The organism is Tistlia consotensis USBA 355 (assembly GCF_900177295.1).
Lineage (GTDB): Bacteria > Pseudomonadota > Alphaproteobacteria > Kiloniellales > DSM-21159 > Tistlia > Tistlia consotensis.
Window position 1 is genome coordinate 32276 of record NZ_FWZX01000005.1, and the last position, 21364, is coordinate 53639.

The 21364-nt window shown below is 72.8% G+C and carries 25 protein-coding genes; 6 read left to right on the forward strand and 19 right to left on the reverse strand.

Annotated features, from left to right (window positions below):
• The first annotated feature begins 7 nt into the window (after nucleotides 1-7).
• Nucleotides 8-952: a transglutaminase family protein gene (locus B9O00_RS08505; RefSeq protein WP_085122051.1), complete on the forward strand. Its 945-nt coding sequence runs from the start codon at nucleotides 8-10 to the stop codon at nucleotides 950-952.
• A gap of 77 nt (nucleotides 953-1029) precedes the next feature.
• Entirely contained in the window at nucleotides 1030-1761 is a 732-nt protein-coding gene (locus B9O00_RS08510) for a DUF1223 domain-containing protein (RefSeq protein WP_089229646.1), read from the forward strand.
• A gap of 18 nt (nucleotides 1762-1779) precedes the next feature.
• Here B9O00_RS08510 and B9O00_RS08515 read toward each other — a convergent pair whose 3' ends face one another.
• From B9O00_RS08515 to B9O00_RS08590, 16 genes are all read right to left on the reverse strand, one after another.
• On the reverse strand, nucleotides 1780-2571 hold the full coding sequence (locus B9O00_RS08515; RefSeq protein ID WP_235017075.1) for an ABC transporter permease: 792 nt from the start codon (nucleotides 2569-2571) through the stop codon (nucleotides 1780-1782).
• 3 nt (nucleotides 2572-2574) lie between these two features.
• The gene (locus B9O00_RS08520) at nucleotides 2575-3258 is read right to left on the reverse strand and encodes an ABC transporter permease (protein WP_085122052.1); all 684 of its coding nucleotides are present in this window, start codon (nucleotides 3256-3258) and stop codon (nucleotides 2575-2577) included.
• 64 nt (nucleotides 3259-3322) lie between these two features.
• Nucleotides 3323-4117: an ABC transporter substrate-binding protein gene (locus B9O00_RS08525; RefSeq protein ID WP_085122053.1), complete on the reverse strand. Its 795-nt coding sequence runs from the start codon at nucleotides 4115-4117 to the stop codon at nucleotides 3323-3325.
• A gap of 17 nt (nucleotides 4118-4134) precedes the next feature.
• A complete protein-coding gene (locus tag B9O00_RS08530; RefSeq protein ID WP_085122054.1) occupies nucleotides 4135-4911 on the reverse strand; it encodes an ABC transporter ATP-binding protein in 777 nt (258 codons plus the stop codon).
• 225 nt (nucleotides 4912-5136) lie between these two features.
• Nucleotides 5137-5931, reverse strand: a complete 795-nt coding sequence (locus B9O00_RS08535) for a lysine/arginine/ornithine ABC transporter substrate-binding protein (RefSeq protein ID WP_085122055.1) — start codon at nucleotides 5929-5931, stop codon at nucleotides 5137-5139.
• An 11-nt stretch (nucleotides 5932-5942) separates the two neighbouring features.
• A complete protein-coding gene (gene ccmI, locus B9O00_RS08540) occupies nucleotides 5943-7127 on the reverse strand; it encodes a c-type cytochrome biogenesis protein CcmI (RefSeq protein WP_085122056.1) in 1185 nt (394 codons plus the stop codon).
• Nucleotides 7124-7672: a cytochrome c-type biogenesis protein gene (locus B9O00_RS08545; protein ID WP_085122057.1), complete on the reverse strand. Its 549-nt coding sequence runs from the start codon at nucleotides 7670-7672 to the stop codon at nucleotides 7124-7126. The genes ccmI and B9O00_RS08545 overlap by 4 nt, the downstream gene beginning before the upstream one ends.
• Complete coding sequence (locus B9O00_RS08550; RefSeq protein ID WP_085122058.1) at nucleotides 7669-8214, reverse strand: DsbE family thiol:disulfide interchange protein; 546 nt, start codon at nucleotides 8212-8214, stop codon at nucleotides 7669-7671. The genes B9O00_RS08545 and B9O00_RS08550 overlap by 4 nt, the downstream gene beginning before the upstream one ends.
• Nucleotides 8215-8219: 5 nt before the next feature.
• Nucleotides 8220-10223, reverse strand: coding sequence for a heme lyase CcmF/NrfE family subunit (locus tag B9O00_RS08555; RefSeq protein ID WP_085122059.1), 2004 nt, complete (start codon nucleotides 10221-10223; stop codon nucleotides 8220-8222).
• Nucleotides 10220-10702, reverse strand: coding sequence for a cytochrome c maturation protein CcmE (gene ccmE, locus B9O00_RS08560; RefSeq protein ID WP_085122060.1), 483 nt, complete (start codon nucleotides 10700-10702; stop codon nucleotides 10220-10222). The genes B9O00_RS08555 and ccmE overlap by 4 nt, the downstream gene beginning before the upstream one ends.
• Nucleotides 10699-10902, reverse strand: a complete 204-nt coding sequence (gene ccmD, locus B9O00_RS08565) for a heme exporter protein CcmD (RefSeq protein ID WP_085122061.1) — start codon at nucleotides 10900-10902, stop codon at nucleotides 10699-10701. Before ccmD ends, ccmE begins: the two co-directional genes overlap by 4 nt.
• A gap of 4 nt (nucleotides 10903-10906) precedes the next feature.
• A complete protein-coding gene (locus B9O00_RS08570; RefSeq protein WP_085122062.1) occupies nucleotides 10907-11629 on the reverse strand; it encodes a heme ABC transporter permease in 723 nt (240 codons plus the stop codon).
• Between the two features lie 133 nt (nucleotides 11630-11762).
• The gene (gene ccmB / locus B9O00_RS08575) at nucleotides 11763-12428 is read right to left on the reverse strand and encodes a heme exporter protein CcmB (protein ID WP_085122063.1); all 666 of its coding nucleotides are present in this window, start codon (nucleotides 12426-12428) and stop codon (nucleotides 11763-11765) included.
• Nucleotides 12429-12450: 22 nt separating this feature from the next.
• Nucleotides 12451-13149, reverse strand: a complete 699-nt coding sequence (ccmA, locus tag B9O00_RS08580; protein WP_085122064.1) for a heme ABC exporter ATP-binding protein CcmA — start codon at nucleotides 13147-13149, stop codon at nucleotides 12451-12453.
• A gap of 348 nt (nucleotides 13150-13497) precedes the next feature.
• A complete protein-coding gene (locus tag B9O00_RS08585) occupies nucleotides 13498-14427 on the reverse strand; it encodes a DMT family transporter (protein ID WP_218822831.1) in 930 nt (309 codons plus the stop codon).
• An 18-nt stretch (nucleotides 14428-14445) separates the two neighbouring features.
• On the reverse strand, nucleotides 14446-15720 hold the full coding sequence (locus B9O00_RS08590) for an MFS transporter (protein ID WP_085122065.1): 1275 nt from the start codon (nucleotides 15718-15720) through the stop codon (nucleotides 14446-14448).
• A 185-nt stretch (nucleotides 15721-15905) separates the two neighbouring features.
• Between B9O00_RS08590 and B9O00_RS08595 the strand changes: the two genes are divergently transcribed.
• From B9O00_RS08595 to B9O00_RS08610, 4 genes are read left to right on the forward strand one after another with little or no spacing between them, the layout of a single operon-like run.
• The gene (locus B9O00_RS08595) at nucleotides 15906-16892 is read left to right on the forward strand and encodes a zinc-dependent alcohol dehydrogenase (protein WP_085122066.1); all 987 of its coding nucleotides are present in this window, start codon (nucleotides 15906-15908) and stop codon (nucleotides 16890-16892) included.
• 15 nt (nucleotides 16893-16907) lie between these two features.
• The gene (locus B9O00_RS08600) at nucleotides 16908-17312 is read left to right on the forward strand and encodes a 6-pyruvoyl trahydropterin synthase family protein (protein ID WP_085122067.1); all 405 of its coding nucleotides are present in this window, start codon (nucleotides 16908-16910) and stop codon (nucleotides 17310-17312) included.
• Nucleotides 17309-18415 carry a glycosyltransferase family 4 protein gene (locus B9O00_RS08605; RefSeq protein WP_085122068.1) on the forward strand — a complete coding sequence of 369 codons (1107 nt, stop codon included), beginning with the start codon at nucleotides 17309-17311 and terminating at the stop codon, nucleotides 18413-18415. Before B9O00_RS08600 ends, B9O00_RS08605 begins: the two co-directional genes overlap by 4 nt.
• On the forward strand, nucleotides 18408-19196 hold the full coding sequence (locus B9O00_RS08610; RefSeq protein WP_085122069.1) for a class I SAM-dependent methyltransferase: 789 nt from the start codon (nucleotides 18408-18410) through the stop codon (nucleotides 19194-19196). The genes B9O00_RS08605 and B9O00_RS08610 overlap by 8 nt, the downstream gene beginning before the upstream one ends.
• Nucleotides 19197-19230: 34 nt before the next feature.
• On the opposite strand, the gene B9O00_RS08615 is transcribed toward B9O00_RS08610, so the two are convergent.
• The 3 genes from B9O00_RS08615 to B9O00_RS08625 are packed head-to-tail and all read right to left on the reverse strand — an operon-like array spanning nucleotide 19231 to nucleotide 21346.
• On the reverse strand, nucleotides 19231-19914 hold the full coding sequence (locus B9O00_RS08615) for a RibD family protein (protein WP_085122070.1): 684 nt from the start codon (nucleotides 19912-19914) through the stop codon (nucleotides 19231-19233).
• Nucleotides 19915-19946: 32 nt separating this feature from the next.
• Nucleotides 19947-20555 carry a YceI family protein gene (locus B9O00_RS08620; RefSeq protein ID WP_085122071.1) on the reverse strand — a complete coding sequence of 203 codons (609 nt, stop codon included), beginning with the start codon at nucleotides 20553-20555 and terminating at the stop codon, nucleotides 19947-19949.
• On the reverse strand, nucleotides 20552-21346 hold the full coding sequence (locus tag B9O00_RS08625) for a CDP-alcohol phosphatidyltransferase family protein (RefSeq protein WP_085122072.1): 795 nt from the start codon (nucleotides 21344-21346) through the stop codon (nucleotides 20552-20554). The genes B9O00_RS08620 and B9O00_RS08625 overlap by 4 nt, the downstream gene beginning before the upstream one ends.
• Nucleotides 21347-21364 lie beyond the last annotated feature (18 nt).

Sequence of the window (21364 nt, forward strand, 5' to 3'; positions counted from 1 at the left end):
CGGGATCATGACGATCCTGACCGTTCGCCATCTCACGTCCTATCGCTATCGCCGGCCGGTGACCTTCGGGGAACATCGGCTGATGTTCCGGCCGCGGGACAGCCACGACCTGAGACTGGTCGACACCGCGCTGGCGATCTCGCCGAGAGCCCAGGTGCGCTGGCTGCACGACGTCTTCTCGAACTCGATCGCCATCGCCAGCTTCGAGGAGCCGGCCGAGGAGCTGCGCTTCGAGAGCCGCATCGTCATCGACCACTTCGGGCTCGAGGATCCGGATTTCGGCATCGAGCCCTACGCGCAGACCTACCCCTTCTCCTATTCCAGCGACGAGATCCCCGACCTCGGGCGCACGGTCGAGCGCCACTATCCCGATCCCGACCGCGCGGTCGACGCCTGGGCCAAGGCCTTCGTCCAGGAGGCCGACGGCATCGGGCCGGTCGGCACCTTCGACCTGCTGCTGCGCATGAACGCCGCGATCCACGAGCGCTTCGACTACCGGCGCCGCTACGGCCTGGGCACCCAGACGCCGATCGAGACGCTGGAGCACGGCGGCGGCTCCTGCCGCGACTACGCCCTCTTCATGATGGAGGCGGCGCGGGCGCTCGGCTTCGCCGCGCGCTTCGTCAGCGGCTACCTCTACGATCCCGCCCTCGACCAGGCCGGCGCCGCCAGCCGCATCCAGGGCGCCGGCGACACCCACGCCTGGGTGCAGGTCTACCTGCCCGGCGCCGGCTGGGTCGAGTTCGACCCGACCAACGGCAAGGCCGGCGGCGCCAACCTGATCCGCGTCGCGGTGGCGCGCGATCCCAGCCAGGCGATGCCCTTGCAGGGCACCTACTACGGCGGCCCGGACGACTATCTGGAGATGACGGTCGAGGTCGAGGTACGGCGCGGCCCGCCGGGCGACCCCGTGCCCGGGCAGCTCGCGCTGTCGCTGCTCGAGGCCGGCTGACGGGAACGACCGGCGGTGACGGATCTCTCACCTGAACGTGACTCGTGCGTGTCCGTCGCGCTGCCTACCCTTTTTGCATGACCTCCCTGCGCCCGCTCCTGCTGCTGCCCCTGCTCGGCGTCGTGCTGCTGGCCGGCGCGCCGGGGCGCGCCGCAGCCGAGCGGCCGGTGGTCGTGGAGCTGTTCACCAGCCAGGGCTGCAGCTCCTGCCCGCCGGCCGACGCGATCCTCGGCGAGCTGGCGATGCGCGGCGACGTGCTGGCCCTGTCGCTGCACGTCGACTACTGGGACTACATCGGCTGGAAGGACCCCTTCGCGAGCGCCGAGATGACCGAGCGGCAGCGCGCCTACGCCCGGGCCATGGGCTCGCGCATGGTCTATACGCCGCAGACGATCGTCGATGGCCGGGAGGAGATGGTCGGCTCGCGCCGCGACGCCGTGATGGCGGCGATCGACCGGGCCGAGCAGGGCCCCAAGGGCGTCACCGTCACGGTGGTCGGCGACGACGCCATCCAGATCGGCGCCGGCGAGGCGCCGCCCGACGGCGCCGTCGTCTGGCTGGTCACCTACGACCACGAGCAGACCACGGACATCCAGCGCGGCGAGAACGCCGGCCGGCGGATCAGCTACTACAACGTCGTGCGCTCGATCGAGCGGCTCGGCCACTGGATGGGCAAGGCGCTGTCGTTCCCGGTCGACTGCAACAGCCTGATCGGCCCGAACCACGGCGCCGCCATCCTGGTCCAGGCCAACGGCTACGGCCCGATCCTCGGCGCGACGCGCATCCAGCCGGCCCCGCCGTCCCAGTAGCGGCCGGCCTCCATTTTCTCAGAGCATCGGCGTCGCGATGCCCGCCAGCGGGCCGCGCAGTCGCTTGGCCTCGTCCGGCCGGTCGCGCAGGTGGCCCGACCAGCGGTGCTCGACCCGCCTGAACAGGCCGAGGATGGCGTAGGTCACGGCGAGGTAGAGCAGCCCGGCGGTGATGAAGATCTCGTAGACGTCGAAGGTCTTGGAGACCAGGGTGCGGGCGACGCCGGTCAGGTCCATCAGGGTGATGATCGAGACCAGGGAAGTCGCCTGGAACAGGAACACGACCTCGTTGGAATAGGCCGGCAGGGCGTAGCGGAAGGCCTTGGGCAGGATGATCCGGCGATAGAGCAGCGAGCCCGACATGCCGCAGGCGCGCGCCGCCTCGATCTCGCCGTGCGGCACCGCCCGGATCGCCCCGCGCAGGATCTCGGTCGTGTAGGCGGCGGTGTTGAGCGTCAGGGTCAGCACCGCGCAGAAATAGGCGTCGCGGAAATAGACCCAGAGGCCGAGGTCCATCAGCTGGAAGCGGAACTGGCCGCTGCCGTAGTAGATCAGGAAGATCTGGACCAGCAGCGGCGTGCCGCGGAAGAAGAAGACGAAGCCGTAGACCGGCATCCAGAGCACCGGATGCCGGCTCAGCCGCAGCATGGCGAGGCCGATCGAGCAGCTGAAGCCGATCGCCAGCGAGATGAGCGTCAGCTCCACGGTCAGCTGCATGCCCTGCAGCATCTGCGGCAGGGATTCGACGATCACCGCGAGGTCGACGGGGCTCTTCGGCAGGGCTTCGGCGAGCGCCTGGAAGTCGATCACCGCTCAGGCCCTCCGGATGCCGCGGTTGGCCCAGCGCTCGGCGCGGTGCAGCGCGAGCTGCGAGACCAGCGTGATCAGCAGGTAGAGGCAGGCCGCGACGAAGAAGAAGGTGAAGGGCTGGCGCGTGTTGCGCGCCGCGATGTCGGACCAGCGCAGCAGCTCGGTCAGCTGGATCACCGAGATCAGCGCGGTCGCCTTGATCAGCACCAGCCAGAGGTTGCCGAGACCCGGCAGCGCGAAGCGCCAGACCTGGGGCAGCATGATCCGGCGGAACGCCAGGGCGCGGCCCATGCCGCAGGCGCGCGCCGCCTCGAGCTGGCCCTTGTCGAGCGCCAGGAAGGCGCCGCGGAAGACCTCGGTGGCGAAGGCGCCATAGATCATGCCGATGGTCGTGACGCCGGCGACGAAGGGATTGAAGTCGACCCGGATGTCGTGGCCGAAGTGCTCGGCGATGTTCTGGATCAGCGTCGGCGTGCCGTAGTAGACGATCAGGATCATCAGCAGCTCGGGCACGCCGCGCACGACCGTCGTGTAGAGCGTCGCGAGGCCGCGTGCGAAGGCCGAGCGCGACAGCTTGGCCCAGGAGCCGAGCAGGCCCATGACCAGGGCGACGCCCAGGGCGCAGAAGCCCACGAGCAGGGTCATGCCCAGCCCACGGAGAATCTCGTCGCCCCAGCCCTGCAGCATCGTTCAGCGGCCCCCGAGGCGGAGGGCGCGACCCCTGGCGCGCCCTCCGGTCCTCCTGGTCAGATCACTTGCCGTAGACGTCGAAGTCGAACCACTTGTCGTTGATCTTCTTGTAGGTGCCGTTGGCCCGGATCTCGGCGATCGCCTTGTTGAGGGCCAGGCGCAGCTCGTCGTCGCCCTTGCGGACCGCGATGCCGGCGCCGTCGCCGTGGTACTTCGGATCGTTGTAGTCGGGACCGACGAACTCGAAGTCCTTGCCGGCCGGGGTCTTCAGGAAGCCCTCGCTGAGCGCCACCGAGTCGGCCATCACCAGGTCGACGCGGCCGTTGCTGAGGTCGAGGTTGGCTTCGTCCTGGGTCGCGTAGGGCACGATCTCGACGTCCGGGAACTTGGCGCGCAGGTAGTTCTCGTGGATCGTCGCGCGCTGCACGCCGACCCGCATGCCGGCCAGCTTCTTGTCGGCCGCGGCGACGTCGTCGGGGATCTCCAGCTTCAGGGACTTCGCCTTCACGAACTTCGCCGGCGTGTTGTAGTACTTGTCGGTGAAGTCGACGACCTCCTTGCGCTTGGCGGTGATCGACATGGAGGCGACGATCGCGTCGTACTTCTTGGCGATCAGGCCGGGGATGATGCCGTCCCAGTCCTGCACGACGAACTCACAGTCGAACTTCGCGGCGGCGCAGAGCGCCTTGGCGATCTCGATGTCGAAGCCCTGCAGCTTGCCGGCCTGGTCGATGTAGTTGAACGGCGGGTAGGCGCCCTCCGTGCCGATCCGCACCTTCTTCATCTCCGCGTGGGCGGCACCGCCCACGAGCCCCAGCGCAGCCACGGCGGCCAGCGCGAAAACCAGCTTACGCATTGTTCTGTACTCCCTGTTCAGACCTCGCGGTTGGACGCCAGGAACTGCCGGCAGCGTTCCGATGCCGGGTTGCCGAAGACCTGGGCCGGCGGCCCCTGCTCCTCGATCCGTCCCTGGTGCAGGAACAGGACGTCGCTCGCGACCTCGCGTGCGAAGCCCATTTCGTGGGTCACGATAATCATGGTCCGGCCTTCCTCGGCAAGCTGCCGGATGACGCGCAGCACCTCGCCGACCAGCTCCGGGTCGAGCGCCGAGGTCGGCTCGTCGAACAGCATCACCTCCGGCTCCATGGCCAGCGCCCGGGCGATCGCCGCGCGCTGCTGCTGGCCGCCCGAGAGGTGCGAGGGATAGTGGTCCCGCTTGTCGGCGATGCCGACCTTCTCGAGCAGGCCCATGGCCAGCTCGACGGCCTCGGCCCTCGGCCGCTTCAGCACGTGGACCGGCGCCTCGATGACGTTCTCCAGCACGGTCATGTGGCTCCAGAGGTTGAACTGCTGGAACACCATGCCGAGCCGGGTGCGCAGGCGGTCGACCTGCTTCCAGCTCTCCGGCCGGCCGCCGTGGCGCGTCTCGATCATGTGGATCGTCTCGCCGCGCAGGGTGATCGTGCCGGAGTCCGGGATCTCGAGCAGGTTGATGCAGCGCAGGAAGGTGCTCTTGCCCGAGCCCGACGAGCCGATCATGACGATGACGTCGCCGTCGTGCGCGGTCAGGGACACGCCCTTCAGCACCTCCAGTGGGCCGAAGGACTTGTGCACCTCATCGACGACGAGCGCTGGAGCGCCGTCTGCCATTCCCCCTCCGATGTTCCCGGCCGCTCCCCGCTGCACCAGCGCGTCCTCGTGATCGCCTTGAGGCGATTCTTTCGGTTCTGTGACCGTGACGCGACCGAACGTTAGTCGGAAGGTCGCGAACCTGCCAAGCGAAAAGCCCCCGATGCCGTGGCGACGGCGGGCGGTTCGCGCAAGGCGGGCAACCGCCTGGCGGCCGCCTCGCCCCGGCGGAGAGCCGTCCCCCGCCTAGTTGTCGGCGTCGAAGACGTCGAAATCGAAGTACCTGGCGTTGATCTTCTGGTAGGTGCCGTCGGCGCGGATCTTCCGGATCGCCGCGTTGAAGGCCTCGCGCAGCGCGTCGTCGCCCTTGCGCAGCGCGATGCCGGCACCGTAGCCGTGGTACTTCGGGATCGAGATGTTCGGCCCGACGAACGCGAAGCCCTGCCCGGCCGGCGTCTTCAGGAAGCCCTCCTGCAGCACCACGGAATCGGCGACCACCAGGTCGAGGCGGCCGTTGACCAGATCCAGCTCCGCCTCCTCCAGCGTCGGATAGGTCACCGCCTCGGCAGCGGGCAGCTCGCCGCGCACGAAGGCCTCGTGGCTGGAGGCCCGCTGGACGCCGATCCTCAGACCCGCCAGCGCCTCGTCCATCGCCTTCAGGTCCCTGGGGATCTCGAGCTTCAGGGCCTTCGGCTTCACGAACTTGGCGGGCGTGTTGTAGTAGCTGTCGGTGAACGCGACGATCTGCTTGCGTTTGTCGGTGATCGACATCGAGGCGATGATCGCGTCGTACTTCTTGGCCAGCAGGCCTGGGATCATGCCGTCCCAGTCCTGGATCACGAAGCTGCAGTCGAAGTCCGCGGCCTCGCAGAGCGCCCGGGCGATGTCGATGTCGAAGCCCTTCAGCCGGCCCGAGGCGTCGATGTAGTTGAACGGCGGATAGGCGCCCTCGGTGCCGATCCGCACCTTGCGGCCCTCGGCGTGGGCGCCGGAGGCGGCCAGGCAGGTCAGAGCGGCCAGGACGGTCAGGAGCCGGCGCATCGTCACCGTTCTCAAGGCTGCTGGCCGAGCGCCTTCAGCGCCTGCTCGACGCTCTGGCGCTGGGCGTCGCCGGCCGGCCGGCCAGCCAGCTGCTTCTGGGCGCTGCGCAGCGCCTCGACGGCCTGGTCGGTCTCGCCCAGGACCTGGCGCGCGCGCGCCAGGCGCAGCCAGCCGTCGATGTCGCCTGGCTCCTCCTTCAGGCGCGTCGCCAGGCGCTCGACCATCGAGCGGATGAAGGCGGCGCGATCGGCGTCGCTGAGCTTGCCGGCGGCCTCGACGTCCTGCTGGCTCGGCCCCGGCATGCCGGGGCCCGGGGCGGTGCCCGGCGCGCCGCCGGCGACCGGCGCCTGGCCGAGCTGGGCCGAGAGGCTGGCGATCGACTGGTTGAGCGACGGCAGCCAGGGGGCGCCGGGCGGGCTGCTGGCCGCCAGCTCCTTCCAGAGCTTCAGCCCCTCCTCGCCGCGGCCGTCCTGGACCATGGCCAGGCCCGCGTAGTAGCGCGCCCGCGGATCCCGGGAGTCGGCCTGCAGGGCCTGCGCGAAGGCGGCCCGCGCCTCCTTGCCGACGCGGCCCTGGCCGGCGGCGACCAGCGCCTCGCCGAGCTCCGAATTGAGCCGGCCCCGGTCGGCGCCGTGGGCCAGGGCCGTGCGGAAGGCCTCGGCCGCGTCGGCCGGCCGGTCGAGCTCCAGATAGGTACGGCCGAGCAGCTCCCAGCCCTGCGTGTTGTCCGGCTCGCCGGCGAGGCGGTCGCGCAGCTGCTTCGCCAGGCCGGCCATGTCCGACACGGCCGCCTGCTGCTGGGCGAAGTCGACCGACGGCACGTCCGGCCGGCCGAGCAGCAGGTAGCCGCCGAGCGACAGGCCGGGCACCAGCAGGCCGACGACCAGCGGCAGGAACCAGTCCCGGCGCCGGGCCGCGGCCGCACCCGCCGCCGCCCCGGCGGCCTCGCCGGCGCCGCGGCGGTCGGCGGCCAGGAGGCGGCGCTGCACCTCGAGCCGCGAGGCCTCGGCCTCGGCGGCGTCGAGCACGCCGCGCTGATGGTCGCGCTCGATCTCGGCCAGCTGGTCGCGATAGACCGTGAGGTCGTAGTCGCTGCGCGGCAGCGCAGCCCGGGCACGCCACAGCAGCGGCCAGACCAGGGCCGCGGTGGCCAGCAGCGCGAGCAGCGCCGCCGCGATCAGGAAGAAGGTCGTCATCGTGCCGCCCCGCCCCCCTGGGCCGCGCCGCCGTGGGCGACGCCGCCCTCCGGCGCCTCCCCCTGCCGCCCGGTGAGCTCCGCGACCCGCGCGACCTCCTCGGGGCTGAGCGGTGCGACGGCGGCCGGGCCGCCGCGCCGGCGCTGGCTGCGCAGGAAGACCGCGGCGCCCAGGCCGCCGAGCAGCAGCACCGCGACCGGACCGAGCCAGAGCACCAGGGTGTAGCTCGCGAAGGGCGGCTTGAGCAGCACGTAGTCGCCGTAGCGCGCAACCAGGTAGTCCTTGACCTGCTGGTCGCTGTCGCCGGCCTTCAGCCGCTCGCGGATCAGCACGCGCAGGTCGTGGGCGATGTCGGCGTCCGAGGCGTCGACCGACTCGTTCTGGCAGACGACGCAGCGGATCTCCTCGGAGATCGCCCGGGCCCGCGCCTCCAGCGCCGGGTCGGCGAGCTTCTCGCTCGGCAGCACCGCCCAGGCGGCAACGGGGGCTAGCAGGGCCGGCGCCAGCAGGGCCGCGGCCAGCAGCAGGGCCAGGCCACGCCTCATTTCGCCGCCTGCTCGAGGGCCGGCAGGATCTCGTCGTCGACCTGGTTCGGGGCGATCGGGCCGACGTGGCGGTAGACCACCCGCCCCTTGTCGTCGACCACGAAGGTTTCCGGCACACCGGAGATGCCCCAGTCGATGCCGGCCCGCCCGGCCGTGTCGGCGCCGAGCCGCTCGTAGGGATTGCCGAGCTCGCCGAGGTACTTCAGCACGTCCGCCGGCTTGTCCTTGTAGTCGATGCCGACCAGCCGCACGCCGTCGCCGGCCAGCTTGCTCAGCACGCCGTGCTCGGCGCGGCAGGGGATGCACCAGGAGGCGAAGATGTTGACCAGGGTGACGCCGTGGCCCTTCAGGTCGGCGGTCGCGAGGCCCGGCCGGTCGGCCCCGGGAATCGGCCCCAGCTCGAAGGCCGGCGCCTCCTTGCCGATCAGCATCGAGGGAATCTCGCTCGGGTCGCGCTGCGGGTTGAGCCCCCAGAGGAAGAAGGCGGCAGCCGCGAGGAAGATGGCGAGCGGCAGCGCGCCGAGCAGCACACGCAGGGCCATGGGAGCTACTCCGCGGGCTGGACGAGGGCCGGCGCGCGGACCGCTCGGCGCGGCGCGCCGACCCTGAGGCGACGGTCGGAGAGCGACAGCAGGCCGCCCAGCATCATGGTCAGGGCGCCGACCCAGAGCCAGGGCACCATCGGCTCCTGGTAGATGCGCACGACCCAGGCACCGGCCTTGTTCTCGGCCGGGTCGCCGATCACCGCGTAGAGGTCGGCGAAGCCGGTCGTGTGGATCGCCGCCTCGGTGGTGTTGCGCCTGGTCACCGGATAGAAGCGCCGCTGCGGCTGCAGCGTCGTCACCAGCTCGGCCCCGTTCGGCCCTGGCCGGGTCACCTCGAAGGTTCCCTGGTCGGCCACCCAGTTCGGCCCCTGCACCCGCTCGACGTCCTTGAACAGATAGTGGTAGCCGGCCAGGTCGATCGACTGGCCCGGGCTCAGCGCCTCGACCGACTCCTGCTTGAAGCTGCCGGCGCCGACCATGCCGGCGATGGCGATGGCGAGGCCGAGGTGCGCGACGGTCGCGCCGTAGGCGCTGCGCGGCAGCAGCCGGGCGCGACGCCAGCTCTCGGCGAGCGGTGCGCGGAACAGCCGGACCCGCTCGGCCCATTCGGTCAGGGTACCGGCGACCAGCCAGACGATCAGCCCGGTCCAGAGAATCGGCATGATCGGCGTGCCGTCGTAGAGCCAGAGCGCGACCAGGGCGGCGGCGACGGCGAGCGCCAGCGCGACCTTGAGCCGGCCGAGCAGCCCGGCCAGGTCGGCACGCTTCCAGGGCAGCAGCAGGCCGGCGCCCATGACCAGCACCAGCGGCATCATCAGCGGCACGAAGGTCAGGTTGTAGAACGGCGGGCCGACCGAGACCCGGCCGCCGCCCAGCGCCTCGAGGAACAGCGGATAGAGCGTGCCGATGAAGACCGTCGCCGCTGCCGTGGCGAGCAGCAGGTTGTTCAGCACCAGCCCGCCCTCGCGGCTGACCGGCGCGAACAGGCCGCCGGGCTTGAGCACCGGCGCGCGGATCGCGAAGAGCAGCAGCGAGCCGCCGATCGCGACGGCGAGCAGCAGCAGGATGTAGAGGCCGCGGCTCGGATCGACGGCGAAGGAGTGCACCGAGGTGATCAGGCCCGAGCGGACCACGAAGGTGCCGATCAGGCTGAGCGAGAAGGTCAGGATCGCCAGCAGGATGGTCCAGGCCTTCAGGGCGTTGCGCTTCTCGACGACGATCGCCGAGTGCAGCAGCGCCGTGCCGACCAGCCAGGGCATGAAGGAGATGTTCTCGACCGGGTCCCAGAACCACCAGCCGCCCCAGCCGAGCTCGTAGTAGGCCCACCAGCTGCCGAGCGCGATGCCGGCGGTCAGGAAGCACCAGGCGGCCAGGGTCCAGGGCCGGACCCAGCGGGCCCAGGCGGCGTCGACCCGGCCCTCGAGCAGCGCCGCGACGGCGAAGGCGAAGACGATCGAGAAGCCGACGTAGCCCGTGTAGAGCATCGGCGGGTGGAAGGCGAGGCCGGGGTCCTGGAGCAGCGGGTTGAGGTCGTTGCCGTCGGCCGGCGGCGGGAAGACCCGGGCGAAGGGATTCGAGGTCAGGATCGTGAAGGACAGGAAGCCGATCGAGATCCAGGCCTGCACGCCGAGCGTGCGGGCCCGCAGGCTGGGCGGCAGGTTGCGCCCGAAGAGGGCGACCGCGGCGCCGAACAGCGTCAGGATCTGCACCCAGAGGACCATCGAGCCCTCGTGGTTCCCCCAGGCGCCGGTGATCTTGTAGAGCAGCGGGATCGTCGAGTTCGAGTTCGCGGCGACGGTCGCGACCGTGAAGTCGCTGACCACGTAGGCCCAGATCAGCGTGCCGAAGGCGACGGCGACGCAGACGAACTGGGCGATCGCAGCCGGCTCGGCGACGGCCATCCAGCCCGGCTTGCCGCGGGCCGCGCCGATCACCGGCACGCTGCCCTGCACCAGCGCCACGGCCAGGGCCAGGATCAGGGCGAAGAGGCCGAGCTCCGGAGTCATTGGGTCGTGCTCTCCTTTTGGCCAGCGGCCGCGCCGGCCTCGCCACCCTGGCGGCGCCACTCGCCGGACTGCTTCAGGGCCTCGGCGACCTCGGGCGGCATGTACTTCTCGTCGTGCTTGGCCAGCACCTCGACGGCCTTGAAGCTGCCGTCGGGCTGCATCCGGCCCTGGACCACCACGCCCTGCCCCTCGCGGAACAGGTCGGGCAGGATGCCGTCGTAGACCACCGGCACCTTCTCGTTGGTGTCGGTGACCGAGAAGGCGACCCGGCTGCCCGGGCCCTTCTGGACCGAGCCGTCGACCACGAGCCCGCCGATCCGCACCAGCCGGTCGGACGGCAGCCCGGCCTTCATCAGCTGGCTCGGCGAATAGAAGAACACCAGGTTGTCGTTGAAGGCGGACAGCACCAGGGCGGTCGCCGTGCCGAGCGACAGCATGGCGAGCAGCAGGATGATCAGGCGGCGGCGCTTGCGGGTCATCGCGCGTCTCCGCCGCGCCGGCGCCGGTGGCCGGCGGCGCCGCGGCTCCGCTCGAGCGCCTGCAGGTGCCGCTCGCGCCTGCGCAGCTCGGCGCGCGAGACCGCGAACAGGCCGATCAGCACGATGGCCGCCAGCAGGTAGGCCGGCCAGACGTAGACCGCATAGCCACCCATCGCGAGAAAATCATCGAGCGAACCCATCCGCTCAGCGCCCTTCCGTCTGCAGGCGGGTGAGGGCGCGCAGGCGCGCCTCGATCAGCTCGCCCCGGACACGGACGATCACGACCCAGAAGTAGTAGAGTGTGAAGGCGATTGCCATCGAAAAGAGCGGCCAGAGCATCGAGGGATCGATCGCCGGCGTGCCCATGCGCGTGATGCTGGCCGGCTGGTGCAGCGTGTTCCACCAGTCGACCGAGAACTTGATGATCGGCAGGTTGACGCTGCCGACCAGGGCCAGCACGGCGCTGGCGCGCTGGCCGCGCTCCGGGCTCTCGAAGGCGTTGGTCAGGGCGATCAGGCCGAGATAGAGGAAGAACAGGATCAGCACCGAGGTCAGGCGCGCGTCCCAGACCCACCAGGTGCCCCACATCGGCTTGCCCCACAGCGAGCCGGTGACCAGCGCCAGGAAGGTGAAGCCGGCGCCGATCGGCGCGCTGGCCTTGGCGAACAGGCCGGCCAGCGGGTGGCGCCAGACCAGCAGCGAGGCGCTGGCGACCGCGATGCAGGCATAGACGAAGAGCGCCATCCAGGCCGCCGGCACGTGGATGTACATGATCCGGACGCTCTCGCCCTGCTGGTAGTCCGGCGGCGAATCGAAGAGCGCCAGATAGAGGCCGAGGGCCATCAGGACCAGGGTGCCGCCGGCCAGCCACGGCTGGACGGCACCGGCGAGGCGCAGGAAGCGCGCCGGGCTGGCGAAGCGGTGCAACCAGGCACCGCCGGGGCTACGGGCAATTTCGCTCACGTCGGGTGTTCTGTCCGCTCCAGGAAGCGCAATCAAGCGACAGGAAGTCGCTGCCGGCCTTGATCTCCGTCAGTCGCCGGTCTCATTCGTCGTTCTCCTACTCCGCAGTCTGCCTCAAGGCGGCCGCCCCGGAAAGGGCGGCGACCGGCAGGCTGACCAGCAGCAGGGCACCGAGCAGCAGCAGATGGGGGCGAACGCTGAAGCCCGCAAGGCTGGCATCGACCGCCGCGACGCCGAACACCAGCACCGGGATGTAGAGCGGCATCGTCAGCAGCGGCAGCAGCACGCCGCCGCGCCGGGCGCCGAGGGTCAGGGCCGCGGCCGTCGCGCCGAGCAGGCTGAGGCTCGGCGTGCCGAGCGCCAGAGCCAGCAGCAGGACCGGCAGCGCGTGCGCCGGCAGGCCGTAGAGCAGCGCCGCCAGCGGCGCCGAAAGCAGGATCGGCAGACCGCTGGTCAGCCAGTGCACCAGGACCTTGGCCAGCACCATGGCCTCGAGCGGCTGCGGCGCCAGCAGCAGCAGGTCGAGCGAGCCGTCCTCCCAGTCGGCGAGGAACAGCCGCTCCAGCGACAGCAGCACGGCGAGCAGCGCGGTGACCCAGAGGATGCCCGGGGCGATGCGCAGCAGCAGGTTCGGCTCCGGGCCGATGCCGAAGGGGAAGAGCGCGGCGGTCAGCAGGAAGAACAGCACCGCGGTCAGCAGGTCGCCGCGCTGGCGCAGCGCCAGCCGCAGGTCGCGCCGGATCAGGGCCCAGAGACCGCTCATCGACCTCCGCTCCCGGGCCCCGTCACCAGTGCCACTCCGCCAGCTCGAGCGGCGCCGGGGCATGCTCGGCGAGGCCGAGGCTCTGCGGCGCGGCGAGGCCGAGGTCGACGTGGGTCGCCAGCACGACCTGGCCGCCGCGGCCCCGGTGCGCCTCGATCTCGGCGACGAGGCGCGCGACCGAGCGGCTGTCGAGGCCGACGCTCGGCTCGTCGAGCAGCCAGAGCGGCGCCGGCGCGGCGAGCAGGCGGGCGAGCGCCAGCCGGCGTTTCTGGCCGGCGGAATAGAGCCGCATCGGCTGCGCCGCCAGCTCCTCGAGCTCGAAGGCCGCGAGGGCGGCGTCGATGCGGGCAGTGCCGGCGCCGCGCAGGCGGCACCAGAACTCGAGGTTCTCGCGGCCGCTCAGCACCGGCTTCGCGGCCTCCTGATGGCCGAGGAAGTGCAGCCGGGCCTGGTAGGCGCCGAGCTCCTCGAAGACCGGCTGGCCACCCGAGGTCAGGCGGCCGGCGGCCGGCCGCAGCAGGCCGGCGAGCAGGCGCAGCAGGCTCGACTTGCCGCTGCCGTTCGGCCCGGTGAGCAGCAGCAGCCCGCCCGGCGGCAGAACGAAGTCCAGCTTCTCGAAGAGCAGGCGCTCGCCGCGCCGGCAGGCCAGCGCCTCGGCCGCCAGCGGCGCGCCCGCCGCCGTCCCCTCCCCTGCCGTTCCGCCTGCCGCGATCCCGCCCATGCGGCAGGGGCTATAGCAGACCGACCGGGGCTGTCGAGAGAGTCGCTGCCGTTCCGGGCATTTCGCTGCCGCGACCGGCCGGCCCGGAACGAAGGCAGGCCCCGGAACGACGACGGCCGCCGGGGGTCGGAACCGGCGGCCGTCTTGTCCAGTCTCATTGGGGGGCATGAGAGGCCGACTGGAAAACCTCGGACAGAGAGGGGAAGTCTCCGTGGAAATAATCTTGAGAGCGATCATGGCCGCCGCGCGCCTCAATCAAGGCAAGATTGTGGCGGCCCGGACGGCCCCGCCCCCGCCCCCCACCCGCTCCCCGCCCGGTTCCTGGCCCCGCCCCCGGCCGCCCCGGGGTCAGCGGCGTCGTGTCGCGGCGTTGGCCAGCAGGAGGCCCGGAATGACCAGGGCGGCGCCCGCCAGGTGATAGCCGTGCAGCCGCTCGCCGAGCAGCAGCACCGCGAGCCCGGCGTTGTAGAGCGGCATCAGGTAGAGCAGCAGCCCGGTCCGCGCCGCGCCGAGGGTCTGCAGGATCAGGCCGTAGACCTGGTAGGCCGCGAAGCCGGCGACGACGGCGAGCAGCAGCACGAAGCCGACGGTCCTGAGGTCGAGCGTCGGCGGCCCGAGCGTCACGGCCTCCCAGAGGTGGAACGGCAGCAGGACGGCGACGCCGAACAGGCAGATCGCCGTGAAGCGCGTCATGCCGTCGAGCCGGCTCGGCACGTAGCGCAGCACCACCGAATAGACCGACCAGCCGAGGGTCGCGGCGGCGATCCAGAGGTCGCCGGCGACGAAGCGCAGGTCGAGCAGCACGCCGGGATCGCCCTTGGCGACCAGCACCAGCATGCCGGCAAAGGCGAGGCCGGCGCCGAGCAGCTGGACCGGGCGCAGCCGCTCGCCGAAGCAGACGGCGGCCAGCAGCACGATCAGCACCGGCGAGTTGGCGTAGATCAGGCCGATGTTGGTCGCGGTCGTGCTGTGCGCCCCGATGTAGACGAAGGCGCCGCAGACGCCCATGCCGAGCGCGCCGAGCAGCGTCAGCACCGGCCACTCGGCGCGCAGCACCTCGCGCTGCCGCCAGAGCGACGGCCCGGCCAGCGGCAGCATCATCAGGAAGACCAGGAACCAGCGCCAGAAGGCAAGCGCGACCGGCGGGATGAAGTCGGCGGCGGCGCGCGCCACCAGCATGTTGGTGGCGAAGAGCGCCGGCGCGACCAGCAGCAGGCCCTGGGCGATGCGCTCGCCCTGGGGTCCCCGGGTCAGCTCCCCGGCGAGCAGCCTGCGCACGCCCGCTGCCCTGCCCGCCTAGCCGAGCCGCGCCGAGCCGCGCGGCCGGAACAGGAAGTACCAGGCGAGCGCCAGCGCCTGCAGGCCGAGGAACAGCCCGAAGGCCATCGAGTAGGCCTGCGGCGGGTAGGCGCCGCCGGCCGAGGGCGCCAGCAGGTCGAGCAGGCCGCCGATCGCGTACTGCACGCCGAACACCGAGAAGAAGCTGGCGACGTTCATCGCCGTGTTGGCCCGCCCGGCGTAGGCCAGCGGGAAGCTGCGGGCGAGCAGCGGGTAGGCGTAGACCGTGCCGAGATTGGAGAAGAGGCCGAACAGCGCCCAGGGCCAGAGCGCCTGGACGTCGAGGCGCAGCACGAAGACCGCCTGGATCAGCCCGAAGATCACCAGGCCGCCGACCAGCAGGCTGCCGAGGCCGATCCCGAGCTTGCGCAGCCGGTCCGCCAGCAGGCCGCCGAACACGAAGCCGGCGGTCAGGGTCAGCGAGTTGACCAGCAGCCGCTCGGCGATGGCATCCTGGTCGAGCCCGGCGACGTCGCGCAGCCAGGGCCCGGCCCAGAGCGTCTGGATCGACATGGCGGCCGAGATGCCGGTCACGGTCATCGGCATGATCGCCCAGTAGACGCGGCTGGCGAAGATCGCCCTGAGGCCGGCGAGCTGGTCGCGCAGGCCGCCCGCCCTCGGCTGGTCGTGGCGCTCGGGCACGACCAGGAAGATCAGGGCGGCGATGGCCAGGGTCAGCCCGGCGAGGCCGGCGAACAGGCCGCGCCAGTCGGTTAGCGTCAGGGCCGCCTCGACCGGCGCGGTCGCGGCGACGGCGCCGAGCCCGCCCATGCCGAGCATGCAGCCGTTGAGCAGCGGCCAGCGCTCCTGGGGGAACCACAGCGACACGGCCTTGAAGGCGGCCATCAGGCAGCCGGCGACACCCAGGCCGATCAGCGCGCGCCCGGCGATCAGAAGGTCGAGGTCCTCGCCCAGCGAGAAGACCAGGGCGCCCGCCGCGGCGATGACCAGCAGCACCGCCTGGACGCGGCGCGGCCCGAAGCGGTCGAGCAGCACGCCGAGCGGCAGCTGGAAGCAGGCGAAGGCCAGGAAGTAGGCGGCGGTCAGCAGGCCGAGGTCGCTGGCCGTCAGGTGCAGCTCGCCGGTCAGGCGGCCCGAGATCACGGCGTTCACCGAGCGGAACAGGTAGGAGACGAAATAGGCCGCGGCGAAGGGCAGGCAGACGGTCAGCACGACGCGCAGCAGGCCGAGCTGCCGCGACGGACCGACGCCGGCTTCGGAAGACAGGCTCATCGACAGGGAGTCCGCAACTGTCCCTAGGGCTCGCCGCGCCGGGTTGCTCCCGGCTGCCGGCAGGTTCGGCGCGACACTATGGAGACCCGGGGCGCACGGCAAGGCATGACAGCCCTGCCGGCGCCGGGGCGGGGGGCCGGCGGAAAACGGTTGCGCTCGGCCGCCACCGCCCTAGCCTCCCCGCCATGACCCTCTCCCGCGCCCTCTGGTACGGCTCCCCGGGCAGCGCCGAACTGCGCGACAGCGCCCCGGCGGCGGCGCAGGCCGGCACGGCCCTGGTGCGGGCGCGCTGGGGCGCGCTCAGCCGCGGCACCGAGGCGCTGGTCTTCGCGGGGCGCGTCCCGGCCAGCCAGGCCGGGCGGATGCGCGCGCCCTTCCAGCAGGGCGACTTCCCCTTCCCGGTCAAGTACGGCTACGTCTCGGTCGGCACGGTCGAGGACGGGCCAGCGGCGCTGCGGGGACGCAGCGTCTTCTGCCTGCACCCGCACGAGGAGCGCTACCGCGTGCCGGCCGACGCCCTGCTGCCGCTGCCCGAGGGCGTGCCGCCCGAGCGCGCGGTGCTGGCCGCCAACCTGGAGACCGCGGTCAACGCCCTCTGGGACGCCGCCCCGCGCGTCGGCGACCGCATCGCCGTGGTCGGCGGCGGCCTGCTCGGCTGCCTGGTCGCCTGGCTGTGCGGCCGCCTGCCGGGCGCGCAGGTCACCCTGGTCGACAGCAATCCGGCGCGCCGCGCCGTCGCCGGCGCGCTCGGCGTCGGCTTCGCCGAACCGGCAGGGGCCGCGGACGCGACCGGCGGCGACTGCGACCTGGCCTTCCACTGCTCGGGCAGCCCGGCGGGCGCCGCGACGGCCCTGGCGCTGGCCGGCTTCGAGGCGACCGTGGTCGAGCTGTCCTGGTACGGCGACCGCGCGGTGCCGCTGCCGCTCGGCGAGGACTTCCATTCCCGGCGCCTGACTCTGCTGTCCTCGCAGGTCGGCGAGGTCGCGACGGCCCGGCGCGCGCGCCGCAGCCGGCGCGACCGCCTGACCCTGGCGCTTTCGCTCTTGACCGAGCCGGCGCTGGACCGCCTGTTCTCGCACGAGATCCGCTTCGCCGAGCTGCCGGACGCCCTGCCCGGCCTGCTCGGCCCCGACGGCGACGCGCTCTGCGTGCGCATCCGCTACGACGACTGAAGGAGCCCGACGCCGGTGTTCTCGCTGACCGTTCGCGACCACGTCATGATCGCCCACAGCTTCGAGGGCGCGATCTTCGGCCCGGCCCAGGCCCTGCACGGCGCGACCTACGTGGTCGACGCCGAGTTCCGCCGCGCCGAGCTCGACGCCGACGGCCTGGTCGTCGACATCGGCAAGGCCGCCGAGGCCCTGAAGGCCGTGCTCGCCGAGATCAACTACCGCAACCTCGATGCGCTCGAGGCCTTCCGCGGACGCAACACCACCACCGAGTTCCTGGCGAACTGGGTCTGGCGGCAGCTCGCCGCGCGCATCGCGGAGGGCGGCCTCGGGCCCGCCGCCACCGGCCTGACCGGCCTCAAGGTGACGCTCGCCGAATCCCACGTCGCCTGGGCCGCCTACGAGGCGGCGCTGCCGGCATGAGCCGGTCCGGGCCGGCCGAGACCGAGGGGATGCCCCTGGCCTTCGCCGTGCCGGGGCGCCTGGGCACGCTGACCGGCGGCTTCCTCTACGACCGGTGGATCGTCGAGGGCCTGCGCCGGCGCGGCCGGGCCGTCGAGCTCGTCGAGCTGCCGGACGGCTTCCCCTTCCCGTCGGAGCCTCGGCGCGCCGAGGCCGAGGCGCGCCTCGCGACCCTGCCCGACGGCCGCCCCCTGGTCGTCGACGGCCTCGCCGCCGGGGTGCTGCCGGAGGCGATGGCGGCGCTGGGCGGGCGCCTGCCGCTGACCCTGCTGGTCCATCATCCCCTGGCGGCGGAGAGCGGACTGGCGCCGGAGCAGGTCCGCGCCCTGCGCGACAGCGAGCGCAGCGCCCTGACCGCGGCCCAGCGGGTCGTCACGACCTCCGGTGCGACCGCGGAGACGCTCGGCCGTGACTACGCCGTGCCCGCCGAGCGGCTGCGGGTGGTGCCGCCGGGCACCACCCCGGCGCCGCTGGCGCTCGGCGGCGACGGCCGCTGCCCGCACCTGCTCTGCGTCGGCTCGCTGATCCCGCGCAAGGGCCAGGACCTGCTGATCGAGGCCCTGGCGCCGCTCGCCGGGCTGCCCTGGCGGCTGACCCTGGCGGGCGCCGCCCGCGACCCCGGCTTCGCGGCCGGCGTGGAAGCCCGGGCGACCGCCCTCGGGCTCGCCGGGCGGGTCGCGTTCCCCGGCGAGCTCGAGCCCGGCGCGCTCGCCGGGCTCTACGCCTCGGCCGACCTCTACCTGCAGCCCTCCCGGCTCGAGGGCTACGGCATGGCGATCGCCGAGGCCCTGGCGCGCGGCCTGCCGGTGCTGTGCAGCGCGCGCGCGGCGATCGTCGGCGAGCTGCCGCCCGACAGCGTCGCAACGGTGCCGGCCGGCGAGCGCGAGCCCTTGACCGCGCGCCTCGCCGACCTGCTGGAAAGCCGGTCGCAGCGCCGCTCGCTGGCCGCGGCGGCACGGCGCGCCCGCGACCTGCTGCCGGACTGGCCGGCCGCCGCCGAGCGCTTCGAGAGCGCGCTCGCGGCACCCCCCGAGGTCGCCGCGCGCCTCCTCCGCCATGGGTGACTTCAGCGCAGACTGGCTGTCGCTGCGCGAGCCGGTCGACGCGCGCAGCCGGGATCGCGGCCTCAGGCGCCTGCTCGCGACCTGGGTGCCCGAGCGCGGCGGGCTCCGGGTGCTCGACCTCGGCTGCGGCAGCGGCGCCAACCTGCGCGCCCTCGCCCCCTCCCTCGGTATCGGCCAGCGCTGGACCGCCTTCGACCACGACGCCGCCCTGCTCGAACGCCTGCCGCGGCGGGCCTCCGGCGAGGGCTGGTCCGCCGAGGTCGCGACGCAGCTCGGCGAGCTCGACGGCTTCGACTGGCCGAGCGCCGACCTGGTCACCGCCTCGGCGCTGCTCGACCTGGTCTCCGAGCGCTGGCTGGAACGGCTGATCCGCCGGCACGCCGGCGCCGCCTTCCACTTCGCCCTCAGCGTCGACGGCCGCATCGACCTCGCCCCCCGGCACGCGGCCGACGGCCCGGTGTTCGAGACCTTCGTCCGCGACCTGCAGCGCCCGAAGGGCCTGGGCCCGGCCCTCGGTCCCACCGCCCCGGCGGTCGCCGAGCGGGTGCTGCGCGAGGCCGGCCTGCAGGTCGCCGGCGCCGCCAGCGACTGGATCCTCGACCCCGAGGACGGCGCCCTGGTCGAGGCTTGGCTGCGCGGCGTCGCGGCCGCGGACCTGGTTCGCGAAGAAGTCGAGGAAACGGCTTTAAAGGATTGGCTCGACAGCCATCTTGGCGATCTGAGGGACGGCCGCCTGCGGCTGCGCGTCGGGCACCGGGACCTGCTCGCCCTGCCGCTGTGACGGCGGCCGCCCGATGGCCGCGTGGGCGCCCGGCCTATCCCTGCGCGGCCAGGTCGAAGTCGAACAGCACGTCCGGACCCATCCGCCAGCAGCGGCAGGGCGCACGCCAGGCCTCGGCCATCCGGCCGGCCGGCGGCAGGCCGAGGCCGCGCTTGCCGCCGCCCAGCAGCAGGGGCGCGACGCAGAGCTGCAGGCGGTCGAGCTGGCCGGCGGCGAGGAAGCGCGAGACCGTCACGCCGCCGCCCTCGACGAAGATCCGCGCGAGCCCGCGCGCGGCCAGCTGCTCGACCAGGTCGGCCAGCGACAGGGTCCCCTCCCGCTCGGCGACGGTCAGCCGCTCGGCCAGCCCCGGCGCCCGGCCTGGCGCCAGGCTGGCCTGCAGGGTCGGCGCGGCGCCGTCCTGGAACAGGCGGTGGCCGGGCTCCAGGGCGCCGCGCGGATCGATGACGACCCGCACCGGATTCCGCCCCGGCACGCGCCGCACGGTCAGCTGCGGATCGTCGGCCGCGACCGTGCCGGCCCCGACGACCACCGCGTCGGCCAGGGCGCGCAGGCGGTGCAGATGGTCCAGGTTCTCGGCGCCGTTGATCACGTCGCCCCGGCCGCCCGCCGTGCCGATGAAGCCGTCCAGGCTCTGGCCCAGGTGGCCGAGCCGCCAGGCGGGCCGCAGCAGCGGCTCGTAGAGGCCCTCGTCGGCCGGCGGCAGAAGGTCGGTCATGGCCCTTAATAGCCGCGCCGGCCCCGGGCGGGCTACTGGCGGATCGCCTCGACCTCGATGATCACCTCGACCTCGTCGCCGACCAGGCCGTCGGCGACGCCGTAAGTCATGCCGAAGTCGCTGCGCTTGAAGCGCGTGCGCGCCGAGATGCCGGTCACGTAGCTGTTGCCGAAGGGATAGGCGCCGGTCTTGTTCCAGGTGACCTCGAGCGTCACCGGACGGGTCACGCCGCGCAGCGTCAGGTCGCCGGTCACCAGGCCGGTGCGCGCGCCGGTCGGCTCGGCCGAGGTCATCACGAAGCGGATGTCCGGGTGCGCCTCGGCGGCCAGGAAGTCCCCGCTGCGCAGGTGGCCGTCGCGGTCCCGGTGGCGGGTGTCGACGCTGGCCGCGGCGATCGTCACCTCGAGGTCCGAGAGGCTCGGCGCCGCCTCGTCGAAGAGGTAGCTGCCCGTCACCCCGGTGAAGCGGCCGAGCACCTTCTCGTAGCCGATGTGCGAGACCAGGAAGGCGACCACGGCGTGATCCGGGTCGGTGACGTAGCGCGCCGGCTCGGCGCGCGCCGCGGCGGGCGGCAGCAGGCCGAGGCAGAGCGACAGGAGGACCGCGAAGAAGGCGGCGGCGACGCGTCTCTCGAGGGTCATGTCTCGTCTCCCGCAGCAGCACGGCGCCGGAGCGCCCGGACGTCGCGGAGGAAGGAGCCGGCCAGCAGCGCCAGGGCCAGGGCGGCCGCCGATCCGGCCAATGGTCCGGGCAGGTCCGGCACCAGGCTCGCGACCAGCACCGCGGCCATGATCGCGTAGGCGGCCTTGCGGCTCCAGCGCGGCGCCAGCGGCCCGCGCAGCCAGGACCAGCGCCAGCCGGCGGCGACGAAGAGGTAGCGCAGGGCGCCGGCGAGCAGCACCCAGGGACCGAGCCGGCCCTGGTCGACCGCCAGCGCGGCGATCACCGCCAGAAAGAAGGCGTCGCACTCCATGTCGAAGCGGGCGCCGAAGGCGGTGGCCCAGCCGCCGCGCCGCGCCGCCCAGCCGTCACAGGCGTCGAGCAGCAGGGCGAAGGCGGCGACCGCGGCGGGCAGCGCGTCGAGCGGCGTGGCCAGGTCCTGGCCGATCAGCGCGGCCAGCCAGCAGGCCGCGATGCCGCGCAGCAGGGTGATGCCGTTGGCCGGGCCGAAGCGCGCCAGCGGCAGGTGGCCCGGCAGGCCGAGCAGGACCAGCAGGCAGAGGCAGCCGTAGAGCAGCAGCGCCCGGCCCGCGGCCGCCGGCGGCAGGTCGAGGGCCAGGCTCGACCAGAACCCGAGCAGGGTCAGCAGCAGGCCGCCGGTGATCAGGGACAGCAGGCCGCTGGCCAGCAGGCTGCGCCGCGCCCCGGCCGGCACCGGCGGCGTCGGGGCCTGACCGGCCGCGGCCGGGCTGCTATAGCTGTGCTCTGTCATCGACCTGTCGGAAACGCC